Source organism: Collimonas sp. (assembly GCF_035566375.1).
Taxonomy (GTDB): Bacteria; Pseudomonadota; Gammaproteobacteria; order Burkholderiales; family Burkholderiaceae_D; genus Collimonas.
Genome location: NZ_DATMRK010000046.1, coordinates 150,330 through 163,578, shown reverse-complemented (window position 1 = coordinate 163,578; position 13,249 = coordinate 150,330). Strand labels below are relative to the sequence as shown.

Annotated in this window: 9 protein-coding genes; 6 read left to right on the top strand and 3 right to left on the bottom strand. The window is 56.5% G+C overall.

The window, feature by feature from the left end:
- The first annotated feature begins 20 nt into the window (after positions 1-20).
- From metX to VNZ60_RS14750, 6 genes are all read left to right on the top strand, one after another.
- Positions 21-1,199: a homoserine O-succinyltransferase MetX gene (metX, locus tag VNZ60_RS14775; protein ID WP_325660369.1), complete on the top strand. Its 1,179-nt coding sequence runs from the start codon at positions 21-23 to the stop codon at positions 1,197-1,199.
- Positions 1,189-1,791, top strand: a complete 603-nt coding sequence (metW, locus tag VNZ60_RS14770; RefSeq protein WP_325660367.1) for a methionine biosynthesis protein MetW — start codon at positions 1,189-1,191, stop codon at positions 1,789-1,791. The genes metX and metW overlap by 11 nt, the downstream gene beginning before the upstream one ends.
- 92 nt (positions 1,792-1,883) lie before the next feature.
- Positions 1,884-3,137 carry an AmpG family muropeptide MFS transporter gene (locus VNZ60_RS14765; protein ID WP_325660365.1) on the top strand — a complete coding sequence of 418 codons (1,254 nt, stop codon included), beginning with the start codon at positions 1,884-1,886 and terminating at the stop codon, positions 3,135-3,137.
- Positions 3,138-3,310: 173 nt separating this feature from the next.
- On the top strand, positions 3,311-5,233 hold the full coding sequence (locus tag VNZ60_RS14760; protein WP_325660363.1) for a PrkA family serine protein kinase: 1,923 nt from the start codon (positions 3,311-3,313) through the stop codon (positions 5,231-5,233).
- A 56-nt stretch (positions 5,234-5,289) separates the two neighbouring features.
- Positions 5,290-6,555, top strand: a complete 1,266-nt coding sequence (locus VNZ60_RS14755) for a YeaH/YhbH family protein (protein WP_325660361.1) — start codon at positions 5,290-5,292, stop codon at positions 6,553-6,555.
- Positions 6,552-8,081, top strand: a complete 1,530-nt coding sequence (locus VNZ60_RS14750; RefSeq protein ID WP_325660359.1) for a SpoVR family protein — start codon at positions 6,552-6,554, stop codon at positions 8,079-8,081. The genes VNZ60_RS14755 and VNZ60_RS14750 overlap by 4 nt, the downstream gene beginning before the upstream one ends.
- Positions 8,082-8,310: 229 nt before the next feature.
- On the opposite strand, the gene guaD is transcribed toward VNZ60_RS14750, so the two are convergent.
- The 3 genes from guaD to xdhB all read right to left on the bottom strand — a co-directional run bounded on the left by guaD (position 8,311) and on the right by xdhB (position 13,220).
- A complete protein-coding gene (gene guaD / locus VNZ60_RS14745; protein WP_325660357.1) occupies positions 8,311-9,663 on the bottom strand; it encodes a guanine deaminase in 1,353 nt (450 codons plus the stop codon).
- Between the two features lie 68 nt (positions 9,664-9,731).
- Positions 9,732-10,820 (bottom strand): xanthine dehydrogenase accessory protein XdhC, encoded by a 1,089-nt coding sequence (gene xdhC / locus VNZ60_RS14740; protein ID WP_325660355.1) that lies wholly within the window; start codon positions 10,818-10,820, stop codon positions 9,732-9,734.
- A gap of 24 nt (positions 10,821-10,844) precedes the next feature.
- On the bottom strand, positions 10,845-13,220 hold the full coding sequence (gene xdhB, locus VNZ60_RS14735) for a xanthine dehydrogenase molybdopterin binding subunit (protein WP_325660353.1): 2,376 nt from the start codon (positions 13,218-13,220) through the stop codon (positions 10,845-10,847).
- Positions 13,221-13,249: the final 29 nt, after the last annotated feature.

Genomic DNA, 13,249 nt, shown 5'->3' with positions numbered 1-13,249 from the left:
ACTACACGAGCGTCCCAACCATGTCCCAAGGAATAGTTGCCCCGCAGTCCATGCATTTCGCGACGCCGCTGCAGTTGCAAAGCGGCGCGCTGCTGGCGGATTACACGCTGGTGTACGAAACCTATGGCAGTCTCAATCCCGACAAGTCCAATGCAGTGCTGGTCTGCCACGCCTTGAACGCCTCGCACCACGTCGCCGGCGTGTATCAGGGCGACGAAAAGAATGTCGGCTGGTGGGACAATATGGTGGGGCCCGGCAAGGCGCTCGACACCAACAAATTCTTCGTCATCGGCGTCAACAACCTGGGTTCCTGTTTTGGCTCTACCGGCCCGATGCATATCAATGCGGCTACCGGTAAACCTTACGGCGCCGGGTTTCCGGTAGTGACCGTGGAGGATTGGGTGCAAGCCCAGGCGCGCCTGGCCGATGCGCTGGGAATCGTGCAATTTGCTGCCGTCATGGGCGGCTCACTGGGCGGCATGCAGGCGCTGGCCTGGAGTTTGATGTATCCGACCCGCCTGCGCCATTGCGTGGTGATCGCCTCGACTCCCAAGCTGTCGGCGCAAAACATCGCTTTCAACGATGTCGCGCGCCAGGCCATCCTGACCGACCCTGGCTTTCACGGCGGCGATTATTACGCGCATGGCGTGGTGCCCAAAAACGGCTTGCGGGTGGCGCGCATGGTGGGCCACATCACCTATCTGTCGGATGACGACATGGCCGAGAAATTCGGCCGTGACCTGCGTTCCGGCGCCTACCAGTTTGGCTTCGGCATCGATTTCGAAATCGAATCGTATCTGCGTTACCAGGGCGATAAATTTTCCGAATACTTTGACGCCAACACCTATCTGCTGATCACCAAAGCCCTCGATTATTTCGACCCGGCCAAGGAATTCGACGGCGACCTGACGCGCGCACTGAGCAAGACCCAGGCGCAATTCCTGCTCGTATCGTTCATGACCGACTGGCGTTTTTCGCCGGAACGCAGCCGTGAAATAGTGCAGGCTTTAGTCAACAACAAACGTCGCGTCAGTTACGCCGAGATCGACGCCCCGCATGGGCATGACGCCTTTTTGCTGGACGACCCGCGCTATATGGCGGTGGTGGGCGAATACTACAACCGCATCTGGCAGGAACTTGGACAGCCAGCGGCATCGAGCGCAGCGGCTGAAGTGGCAGGAGCAGTACATGAATTTTGATCAATTAAGCGGTTTGCGCCCCGACCTGGCCTTTATCGCACACTGGGTGCGTGACCAGTCGCAAGTGCTCGACCTCGGTTGCGGCGACGGCGTCATGCTCGATTATCTGCAATCCGACAAACAATGCGCCGGCTACGGTGTGGAAATCGATGACGCCAAGATCCCGGTTTGCGTGGCGCGCGGGGTTTCGGTGATTCAGCAGGACATGGAAGCCGGGTTGACCCTGTTTGCCGACAATGCCTTCGATACCGTGCTGTGTCTGTCGGCCCTGCAAATGATGAAAAATGTCGAAGGCGTATTGCGCGATATCGCCAGGGTCGGTCGCGAAGCGATTGTCTCCTTCCCCAATTTTGCCTACTGGCCGCATAGAGTGGCGCTATTGCGCGGCCGCATGCCGGTTTCCAAGTCCCTGCCTTACGAATGGTATGACACGCCCAATCTGCGCTGCGCCACCATCAAGGATTTTGAAGAACTGGCGAATGAGGTCGGCCTGGAAGTGCTGGAATGCGTCGCCCTGCACGATGGCCAGCCGATTTCGGTGCTGCCCAATTGGCGTGGTAGTCTGGCGGTATTTCGCTTTCGCAAGAAATGAACCTGAAAAAAATAAAGGACATGCCGCCGGATTATGGCTGTAGCCATGCTTTGGCGGCGGATCCTAAACTCCCCGCTGCCGCGGGCGCATCCATGACATCAGATTCAAATCCCTGGCATCACTATCTCAACCGGCGCATGCTGATTTGCGCCTTCCTCGGTTTCAGTTCCGGTCTGCCGCTGTTCATCCTGCTTAGTTTGCTGCAAGCCTGGTTAAGTAAATCCGGCCTTGATGTAAAGGCACTGGGCTTGTTTGCGCTGGTGATGTTTCCATACACCTGGAAATTCCTGTGGTCGCCGTTGATGGACCGCTTCCATTTCGGCAAACTCGGCCGCCGGCGCAGCTGGATGATGCTGACCCAGGCCAGCTTGTTCGTTGCTATTGGCGGCATGGGTATGCTGAATCCGCACACGCAGGTGGCGACGATTGCCTTCATGGCCTCACTGGTGGCGTTCTTATCGGCCAGCCAGGATATTGTGATCGACGCCTATCGGCGCGAAATCCTGCCGGACAGCGAGCAGGGTCTGGGCGCGGCCATCAATGTCAATGCCTATAAGGTGGCGGGCATGGTGCCGGGCGCCTTGTCGCTGTTCCTGGCCGATCACATGAGTTGGCAGGCGGTATTCTGGATTACGGCCGGGTTCATGTTGCCGGGTCTGATTTGCACGCTGATGATCAAGGAGCCGACGGTGTACGGCGCGCCGCCAAAGAATCTGCGGGAAGCCGTTTTGTTGCCATTTCAAGAGTTTATTGTTCGGGACGGTTGGCGTAGCGCGTTGTGGATCCTGGCTTTTATTTTTCTGTATAAGCTCGGTGACAGCATGGCAACCGCGCTGGCTACCAGATTTTATATCGATCTTGGTTTCTCGCTGACGCAGATAGGCGTCATTTCAAAAACCACCAGCTTGTGGGCCAGCCTGGTCGGCGGCCTGGTTGGCGGCATCTGGATGGTGCAGATCGGGATTAATCGCGCCTTGTGGATTTTTGGCGTGGTGCAAGCGGTAACCATCCTGGGATTTGCCTGGCTGGCCCAGACTGGACCCGATCCGCTGGTACTGGCGATCGTGATCGGCGGCGAGGCGTTTGGCGTCGGTCTCGGCACCGCCGCTTTCGTAGCGTATATCGCGCGCACCACCGATCCGCGCTACACAGCAACGCAATATGCCTTGTTCACCAGCCTTGCTGCGGTGCCGCGTACCTTTATAAATTCTTCGGTAGGTTATATTGTTGCCGAAACCGGTTGGTTCCATTTTTTCATTTTATGTTTCGGACTGGCATTGCCCGGGATGTTGATTCTGTTCAAGGTCGCACCGTGGAATGAAAAGTTAGATGTTGTCGAAACATAGAAAACCCTGTTGCATCTTAGAAAAAGGATTAGAATCAAATCGTGTAATCCTCTTCTGGGCCGGGTCAAAAGATGACAGTAGCCGATCAAGGAACTGCGAAAAGCTGAAGAGGTCGAATTAGCAGAAGTAATTTGTTCAATTTGTTTTCGCAACATCGTTGATGCGGGGGTGATATGGATATCTACAGCAGCTTTGCGAGTCGGTTCGACAAGACCAGAGAAGAAGAGTTTTCCTTAGAAGAATATCTTGCGCTTTGTAAGACTGATCCCAGCTGTTATGCAACAGCAGGGGAACGCATGCTGATGGCGATAGGCGAGCCGAAACAAGTAGATACCCGCCACGATCCTTCCTTATCGCGCATCTTTGCCAACAAGGTGCTCAAGGTCTATCCGGCTTTCAAGGAATTCTACGGCGCTGAAGAGGTGATCGAACAAGTGGTCGCCTATTTCCGGCACGCAGCGCAAGGCCTGGAAGAACGCAAACAGATTCTGTATCTGCTCGGTCCGGTCGGCGGCGGCAAGTCGTCTATAGCAGAGCGCCTCAAACAGTTGATGGAGCATGTGCCGTTTTATGCCCTTAAGGGATCACCGGTCAACGAGTCGCCGCTGGGCCTGTTCGATTACGAAGAAGACGGCGCCATCCTGGAAGAGCAGTACAATATTCCGCGCCGTTATCTGAAATCGATATTGAGTCCGTGGGCCGTCAAGCGCTTGCACGAATTCAATGGCGACATCCGTAAGTTCCGCGTAGTCAAACGTTATCCATCGATCTTGCGGCAAATCGGCATTTCCAAGACCGAGCCGGGCGACGAAAACAACCAGGACATTTCCTCCCTGGTCGGCAAGGTCGATATCCGCAAGCTGGAGCAGTATTCGCAGGACGATGCCGACGCCTATAGCTACTCCGGCGGCTTGTGCCTGTCGAATCAGGGCTTGCTGGAATTCGTCGAAATGTTCAAGGCGCCGATCAAGGTGCTGCATCCGCTGCTGACAGCAACCCAGGAAGGCAACTTCAAGGGCACCGAAGGTTTTGGCGCGATTCCATTCGACGGCATCATCCTGGCGCACTCGAACGAATCGGAATGGAAAGCGTTCCGCAACAACAAGAATAATGAAGCCCTGCTCGATCGTATCTACATCGTCAAGGTGCCGTATTGCTTGCGGGTGTCGGAAGAAATCAAGATTTATGAAAAGCTGATCCGCACCTCCTCGCTGGGCAAGGCGATTTGCGCGCCCGGCACTCTGAAAATGATGGCGCAATTTTCGATCCTGACGCGCCTCGGCGAACCGGAAAATTCCAGCATCTTCTCGAAAATGCAGGTGTACGACGGCGAGAATCTGAAAGACAGTGATCCGAAAGCCAAGTCGTTCCAGGAATATCGCGATTATGCCGGCGTCGATGAAGGCATGACCGGGGTTTCGACCCGTTTCGCCTTCAAGATACTGTCACGCGTATTCAACTTCGATTCGACCGAAGTGGCGGCCAACCCGGTGCATCTGATGTATGTGCTGGAACAGCAGATCGAACGCGAGCAATTCCCGCAGGAGCTGGAACAAAAATACCTGTCTTACGTCAAGGATACGCTGGCCACGCGTTATGCTGAATTCATCGGCAAGGAAATTCAAACTGCTTATCTGGAATCGTATTCGGAATATGGACAGAATGTGTTTGACCGTTACGTCACCTATGCCGACTTCTGGATACAGGATCAGGAATTCCGCGACCATGACACCGGTGAAAGTTTTGACCGCGCCGCCTTGAACGCTGAGCTGGAAAAAATTGAAAAACCGGCCGGCATCAGCAATCCCAAGGATTTTCGTAATGAAATCGTCAACTTTGTGTTGCGCGCCCGGGTCTCGAACGCCGGCAAGAATCCGCTCTGGACCAGCTATGAAAAACTGCGCGTGGTGATCGAGAAAAAAATGTTCTCGAATACGGAGGATTTGTTACCGGTTATTTCATTCAACGCCAAAGGTTCGAACGAAGAATTACGCAAGCATGAAGATTTCGTCAATCGCATGGTCAGCAAAGGTTACACGCCGAAACAAGTGCGCTTGCTGTGCGAATGGTATCTACGCGTGCGCAAATCGTCGTAAGGTGAGCCGAAAGTAGTCGCGACTCACCGGACGCATTCCGACTAGGGGAGCCGAACGTGTTGCATCAGATAATCGACCGTAGACTGTCTGGCAAGAACAAGAGCATTGCCAACCGGGAGCGCTTTTTACGGCGCTTCCGGGCGGCTATCCATCGCTCGGTGACGGAGGCCGTGCGCGATCGCGGCATCAAGGAAATCGAGAACGCCAAGAGCATCAGCATTCCGCGCAAGGGGATCAGCGAGCCGGTATTTGGCCACGGCCCCGGCGGCAAGCGCGAGATGGTTCATCCCGGCAACCAGGATTATCTGCAAGGCGACCGCATTCCTCGCCCGGATGGCGGCGCCGGCGGTGGCGGCAGCTCGGCCAGCAATCAAGGTGAAGGCGAAGATGAATTCGTGTTCCAGTTGTCGCGCGAAGAATTCATGCAGTACTTCTTCGAAGACCTGGAGTTGCCGCGCCTGATCAAGACCAACCTGCTGGCGGTGCCGAGCTGGAAAAACATGCGCGCCGGCTATTCGACCGAAGGCACACCCAACAATATCGATATCGTGCGTTCTCTGCGCAGCTCACTGGGACGCAGGATTGCACTCGGTTCGCCGCTGGTGGCCAGACTGCACGAGTTGGAATTGCTGATGGAAACGCTGAAGGCGGATCCGCAAGACCGGCGCGATGAAATCAAGCGCCTGGAGGAGGACATCCACCATTTGAAAGGCCGCATCTGGCGCATTCCGTTCATCGATCCTTTCGATCTGCGCTATGTGAATCGGATCAAGGTACCGCAGCCTTCCAGCCGGGCTGTGATGTTTTGCGTGATGGACGTATCGGGTTCAATGGATGAGCAGCGCAAAGACCTGTCGAAACGTTTTTTTATCCTGCTCTACCTGTTCCTGACCCGTAACTACGAGCATATCGAAGTGGTTTTCATCCGTCACCACACACGTGCCGACGAGGTCGACGAAGATACCTTTTTCCACTCGCAGGAAAGCGGCGGCACGGTAGTTTCGAGCGCACTGGAATTGATGAAGAAGATCATCGACGAACGTTATCCGCCCGGAGACTGGAATATCTACGGCGCCCAGGCATCCGACGGCGACAACTGGAATGACGATTCGCCGAAATGCCGGCAACTGCTGGAACTGGAGATACTGCCGCGCTCGCGCTATTTCGCCTACATCCAGGTAACCGTTGAAGAACAGAATCTGTGGACTGAATATCAGCAGATCGCTGCTGTGAATCCGCAGTTTGCCATGAAAAAAGTGCAGGCTGCCAGCGAGATCTATCCGGTGTTCCGCGAACTGTTTGAAAAACAGGTGCAGTCATGAACGACCGCTTGGCCAACAAAGTTTTGCCATGTCCGTCCGATTGGAGTTTCGACCTGATCGAAGTGTATAACGACGAGATTGCCCGTGTTGCGGCCACTTACAAACTGGATATCTATCCGATCCAGCTGGAAATCATCACCGCTGAACAAATGATGGATGCCTATGCTTCCGCCGGCATGCCGGTGAATTACCGGCACTGGTCGTTTGGCAAGCATTTCCTGATGACCGAGCGCGACTACAAACGCGGGCAAATGGGCCTGGCCTACGAAATCGTCATCAATTCGAATCCCTGCATCGCCTATCTGATGGAAGAAAACACCATGACGATGCAGGCGCTGGTGGTGGCGCATGCGGCGTATGGACATAATTCTTTTTTCAAGGGCAACTACCTGTTCCAGCTGTGGACCGACGCCCACGCAATCGTCGACTACCTGGTGTACGCCAAGAGCTACATCGCCGAATGCGAAGAGCGCTACGGCTTTTCCAAGGTCGAGGAATTGCTGGATTCCTGTCATGCCCTGATGCACTACGGCGTCGACCGTTATAAGCGCCCGCAGAAACTCTCACTGGAAAAAGAGCGGGCGCAGCGCCGCGAACGCGCAGATTACATGCAATCGCAAGTCAACGAATTGTGGCGCACCTTGCCGGAGAAAAAGGCATCAGCGGCGGAGCAGATTGAAGGGCGTTTTCCGCCCGAGACGCAAGAAAACCTGTTGTACTTTGCCGAGAAAAATTCACCGCTGCTGGAGTCGTGGGAGCGCGAGGTGATCCGCATCGTGCGCAAGATCGCCCAGTATTTTTACCCGCAGCGTCAGACCCAGGTCATGAACGAAGGCTGGGCCACGTTTTGGCATTACACGATTCTCAACACGCTATACGATGAAGGCCGGCTGACCGACGGTTTCATGATGGAGTTTTTGCACTCGCACAGCAATGTGGTGTATCAGCCGCCGGTGACCAAATCGTATTACAGCGGCATCAACCCGTATGCCCTTGGTTTCGGCATGATGAGTGATATTCGCCGTATCTGCGAAAAACCCACCGATGAAGACCGGCATTGGTTTCCTGAAATGGCAGGAACACCCTGGCTGGATGCTCTGCATTACGCGATGCGCAACTTCAAGGATGAAAGTTTTGTCGCGCAATACTTGTCGCCGAAACTGATACGCGACATGCGTCTGTTTTCCGTATTGGACGATGAAAATCGCAGCGAGCTGGAAGTCTCGGCGATCCATAACGATGCCGGCTATCAGTACGTGCGGCAAGCCTTGTCGCGGCAATACGATATCAACCACCGCGAGCCGAATATCCAGGTCTGGTCGGTCAACACGCGCGGCGACCGCAGCCTGACATTGCGCCATTTCCGCAGCGACAGCCGGCCACTGGCAGATGGCACCGATGAAATGCTGCGCCATATGGCGCGCCTGTGGCAATTCGATGTGTATCTGGAAAGTGTCGACGACAGCGGCAATGTTTTGCAACGCTATGAATGCGTTAGCGAAAACAAGTATGTGCTGCGGCCCTAGGAGCCTGTCGGACTTAGGGATGATCGGCTGCAAAAATAGCTGAGCGGTCCATATTTCACCGGTTTCTTGGTCAATAGCTAGCTATTGACGCTGCGAACCCGGCAAAATCTGCCCTCGCTCAGCTATTTTTTCGCTTCGATCCCCTAAGTCCGACAGGCTCCTAGAACTTCATCAAAACTTCGATCGTACGGCTAGACCGGATTACACCAGCGTAATCCGGTCTAGCGCTTCATGCGCTAGCCGCAGTCCGGCTATGCACCAGTTTCCCGGCCGCATAAGTTGCAGCAATAGCCCGGTCATCGCCCAGCAGAGCCAGCGCAAACAACAATTCCTCCAGACTCTCGGTACGCTCGCTTCGGCGCGCCAGCAACGGCGTAGCTTGCGGATCGAGCACAATGAAATCGGCTTCGGCGCCGGCGACGAAATTGCCGATCGTGCCTTCCAGCTGCATGCTGCGTGCGCCGCCCAATGTCGCCAGGTAGAACATCCGCAGTGCCGGCAGATAGGTAGTTGCCATACGCGCCACCTTGTAGGCTTCGTTCATGGTTTGCAGCATCGAGAAACTGGTGCCGCCGCCGACATCGGTAGCCAGCGACAATGGTACGCCCGCCGCATCGGCGCCTTTAAAATCGAATAAACCGCTACCGAGAAACAGATTCGATGTCGGACAAATCGCGACGGCCGATTGTGTCTCCACCATACGTTGACGATCGTGGTTGTCGAGCCAGACGCAATGGCCATACATGGAGCGCGGCCGCAACATGCCGTACTTGTCGTAGACATCCATATAGCTGCGCGAATCGGGGAATAGCGATTTGACCCAGGCTATCTCATCGGTATTCTCTGCCGCGTGGGTTTGCAGATACACATCCGGATAGGCCTGCGCCAGTTCGCCCGCCAGTTGCAGCTGCGCATTGCTGGAAGTCGGCGCGAAGCGTGGCGTGATCGCATACAGTTGACGGCCGCGCTTGTGCCATTTCTTCAGCAACTCTTCACTGTCGCGGATACCGCCTTCCGCCGTGTCTTGCAAGAACTCAGGGCAATTCCTGTCCATCAGCACCTTGCCGGTCACCATCCGCAGATTGCGCGCTTCGCTAGCGCTGAAGAAGGCGTCCACCGAGACCGGATTGACTGTGCAATACACCATCGCCGTGGTGGTGCCGCAGCGTAGCAACTCATCGATAAAGAATGTGGCGACCTCGCTGGCATGGGCCGGATCGCTAAATTTGCGCTCGGTCGGGAAGGTATATTTTTCCAGCCACGGCAACAGGCCAGGCGCCGGTGAGGCGATCATGTCGGTTTGCGGGTAGTGCAGATGGGTGTCGATAAAACCCGGCATGATGATCTTGCCGCGGTAATCCTGGATCTTCAGTTCGCTCTTCAATTCAGCCTGCAATTGCGCAGACAATTGCTGATAGTCGCCGGCCGCCACTACCTTGCCGTCGGCGATCAGCAGCAAGCCATCTTCATGCCATGCATAAGCATCTGCCTGAAGCGCCGGATCGGCGTGGAAATGGAAAACACTAGCGCGGTATGCCTGCAATGTGGACTGATCGATATTGCTGAAACTGATGGCTGCCATGAAACTATCCTTGAATGAAAGCGCGAACTAACGCTGCAATGAATAACTGAATTTGAATCGAATTTAAACTAGATTTCGCTGACAAGTTGCAGCCGCAATTGCGGCGCTGCTGTCTGCTGTTGTTTGGCAATTTGCTCCCAAACCTGAAGCAACTGCGCAGTGACCGAGGCGGCGATGACAGCGGGTTCCTTGCCGATAATGCCCGGTATGCCGATAGGGCAGACCATGTCGGCCAGCCGTTCCAGCGCTATGCCGCGCTCGTGCAAACGATGCTCGAATTGCATGCGCTTGCTCTTCGAACCGATCAGGCCGAACCAGGCAACCCCATCGCGCTGCAGAATCTGTGCCGACAAGCGCTGGTCCAATGCGTGATTATGGGTCATGACCAGGAAGCTGGAACCGTCCGGAGCGCTATCGACCAAGGCCTCCGGCGTATCGGTCGCTTCCACGCAAACATTGGCCGGCAACTGGTCCGGGAACATTTCTTCCCGCTCGTCGATCCAGACCACGCGGCACGGCAAATCGCCGAGCGCCTTGACGATCGCCGCGCCGACATGGCCGGCGCCAAACAGAAACAACAGCGGCCGGGTCGCCAGGCAGGCATCCAGCAACCAGCGGCGGCCGTGATCATCGCGCAAGATCAGGCAAGCGCCGAGCGCCTTGGCCGATGGCGTCGATAAAGACGGCAGGGTCGGCAAACGTCCCGGTCCGTGCAGGCGCTCGCCATCGCCGTCGGTCAATGCCGGCGGCGCGGCGTCATCCAGGGCGACCAGACGCCAGCTGTCTTCACCCTCGCGCAAGCGGCGCTGCAGGAAACTGAAATAGTCGGCCGCGGCAGCCGTTACCCGTTCAAACGCCAGATGCACGACGCCGCCGCAGCATTGGCCCAGCGATGGCCCGAGAGAAAAACGTTGCAGACGACGTTCGCGGCTTAACGACAAGCCTTCGTCCAGCATTTCGCGGGCGATTCTGATCGCCTGCAATTCGAGATGGCCGCCACCGATAGTGTCGAACTGGCCGACCGCAGTCACCACCATTTTTGCGCCCGGCTCACGCGGACCGGAACCCTCGACCTGCGCCACGGTGACCAGGATCGCCGTAGTGGTTTGCGAGGGTTGCGTGATCAGCGTGGTAAGCGCATCCAGCCAGTTGCTCATGGGGAATCTCCCGCTATGTGTCGATCAACTGGTCCGCGACATGGCGCTTGCGATGTCACGTACGGCATCGACTGACTTGAGAATCGCTTCGCTGGTCGCCGGCGCATTCAGCGGCGGATTGAAGCGGTTGCCGCCAACGCTGGCGATCGCGTCGCGGATCGCGAAGAATACCGAGAATGGCAACAGCAAAGGCGGTTCGCCGACGGCTTTGGAGCGATGGATGCTGTCTTCAACGTTGCGGTTCTTGAACAGCTTGACGCGGAAATCTTCAGGGCAATCGGAAATGCCGGGGATCTTGTATGTCGACGGCGCGTGGGTCATCAGCTTGCCGTCCTTGTTCCACCACAGTTCTTCGGTGGTGAGCCAACCCATGCCTTGAATGAAAGCTCCTTCAACCTGGCCGATATCTATCGCCGGATTGAGCGAATGGCCGGCATCGTACAAAGCATCCGCGCGCAGCAATTTCCATTCGCCGGTGAAGGTGTCGACCACCACTTCCGATACCGAAGCGCCGTAGGCAAAGTAAGAGAACGGCCGGCCGGTCATGGTTTTCGGATCCCAATGCAGGCCGGGCGTGGCGTAGAAACCGTCTGACCACAATTGCACCCGCGACAGATAGGCCTTTTGCGCCAGATCGCCAAACGCCAAGCTGTGCTCGCCGAGATGGACAGCACCGGCTGCAAACGTCACAGCTTTGGCGTCACCGCCGTGCAATTTGGCAAAAAATTCCGCCAGGCGCTGACGAATCGTATGCGCCGCGTCTTGCGCCGCCTTGCCGTTCAGGTCGGCGCCGGTGGAGGCTGCAGTTGCCGAAGTATTGGCGACCTTGCTGGTGTCGGTCGCGCTGACGCGTACCAGTTCCAGCGGGATACCGAGTTCATGCGCCACCACCTGCGCCACTTTGGTATTGATACCCTGGCCCATTTCGGTGCCGCCGTGATTGACCAGTACCGAGCCGTCGGTGTAGACGTGCACCAGCGCGCCGGCCTGGTTGAAATGGGTGACGTTGAAAGCGATACCGAATTTGACCGGTGTCAGCGCCAGGCCCTTTTTCAGTACCGGGCTAGACGCATTGAACGCTGCGACGGCGGCGCGGCGTTGCCGGTACTCACTGCTGGCTTCCAGCTCGGCCACCAGTTCATGGATCACGTTATCGACGATTTTTTGACCGTATTGCGTGACGTTGCGGCCTTCTTCATCGTTGCGGCCGTAGAAATTCAGCTTGCGGATATCGAGCGCATCGCGTCCCAGGTTACGGGCGATTTCGTCGACGATGTATTCGATCGCAATCGCCCCCTGCGGGCCGCCGAAACCACGGAAGGCGGTGTTCGATTGGGTATTGGTCTTGCCGCAACTCGCCCTGATGTCGACATCGGACAGGTAGTAGGTATTGTCGAAGTGGCAGACGGCGCGGGTGGCCACCGGCGCCGACAAGTCGGCCGAGAAACCGGCGCGGCTTACCATGTCGACTTTTGCGGCGACAATCCGGCCAGCATCGTCGTAACCGACTTCGTAATCGTAAAAGAAGCAATGGCGTTTACCGGTGACCATCATGTCGTCGTCGCGGTCGGCGCGCAGCTTGACCGGGCGTTTCAGCTTGGCCGCAGCAATTGCTGCCACCGCCGCCCACAAGGCCGATTGCGATTCCTTGCCGCCGAAGCCGCCGCCCATGCGCCGGCACTCCACCACGATGTTATGCGAATGCACACCCAGCGCGTGCGCAACCACGTGCTGCATTTCGGTTGGATGCTGGGTCGAACACAATACCAGCATGCCGTTTTGTTCTTTCGGGATGGCGTAGGAAATCTGGCCTTCCAGGTAAAACTGTTCCTGGCCGCCGACATACAACTGGCCACTGGCACGATGTGGCGCAGTCTCGAAAGCTTGCTGTGCATTGCCGCGCTCCAGGTGCATCGGCGGCAACACATAGGACTTCGCAGCGTGCGCGGCTTGCGGCGTCAGGATGGCGGGCAACTCTTCATAGTCGATGACTACCTTGCGCACTGCGCGACGGGCGTTGTCATGGCTGTCGGCGACTACCGCGAAGATCGGCTGTCCCACATATTCGACCAGACCCTTGGCCAGAATCGGATCGTCGTGAAGAATGGGGCCGCAATCGTTGGTGCCGGGGATGTCGGCTTCCGTGAAGACTGCCACCACACCAGGTGCGCTGCGCACGGCATCGAGGTTGATCGAGCGAATCCGCGCGTGGGCTTTTTGCGACATGCCGAGCGCGGCGTGCAGCGTGCCTTGCGCTTCCGGGATATCGTCGGTGTAGGTAGCCTCGCCCAGCACATGCAATATCGCCGATTCGTGCGGATGCGATTGCCCGACCTCAGCCCAGGCAGTGCTGCTGCCTGGCTGCACGGTTTTCATAAAATTTTCAGTTTGCTTATTCATGGTGTCTACTCTTTATCTTCGCCGGCTGT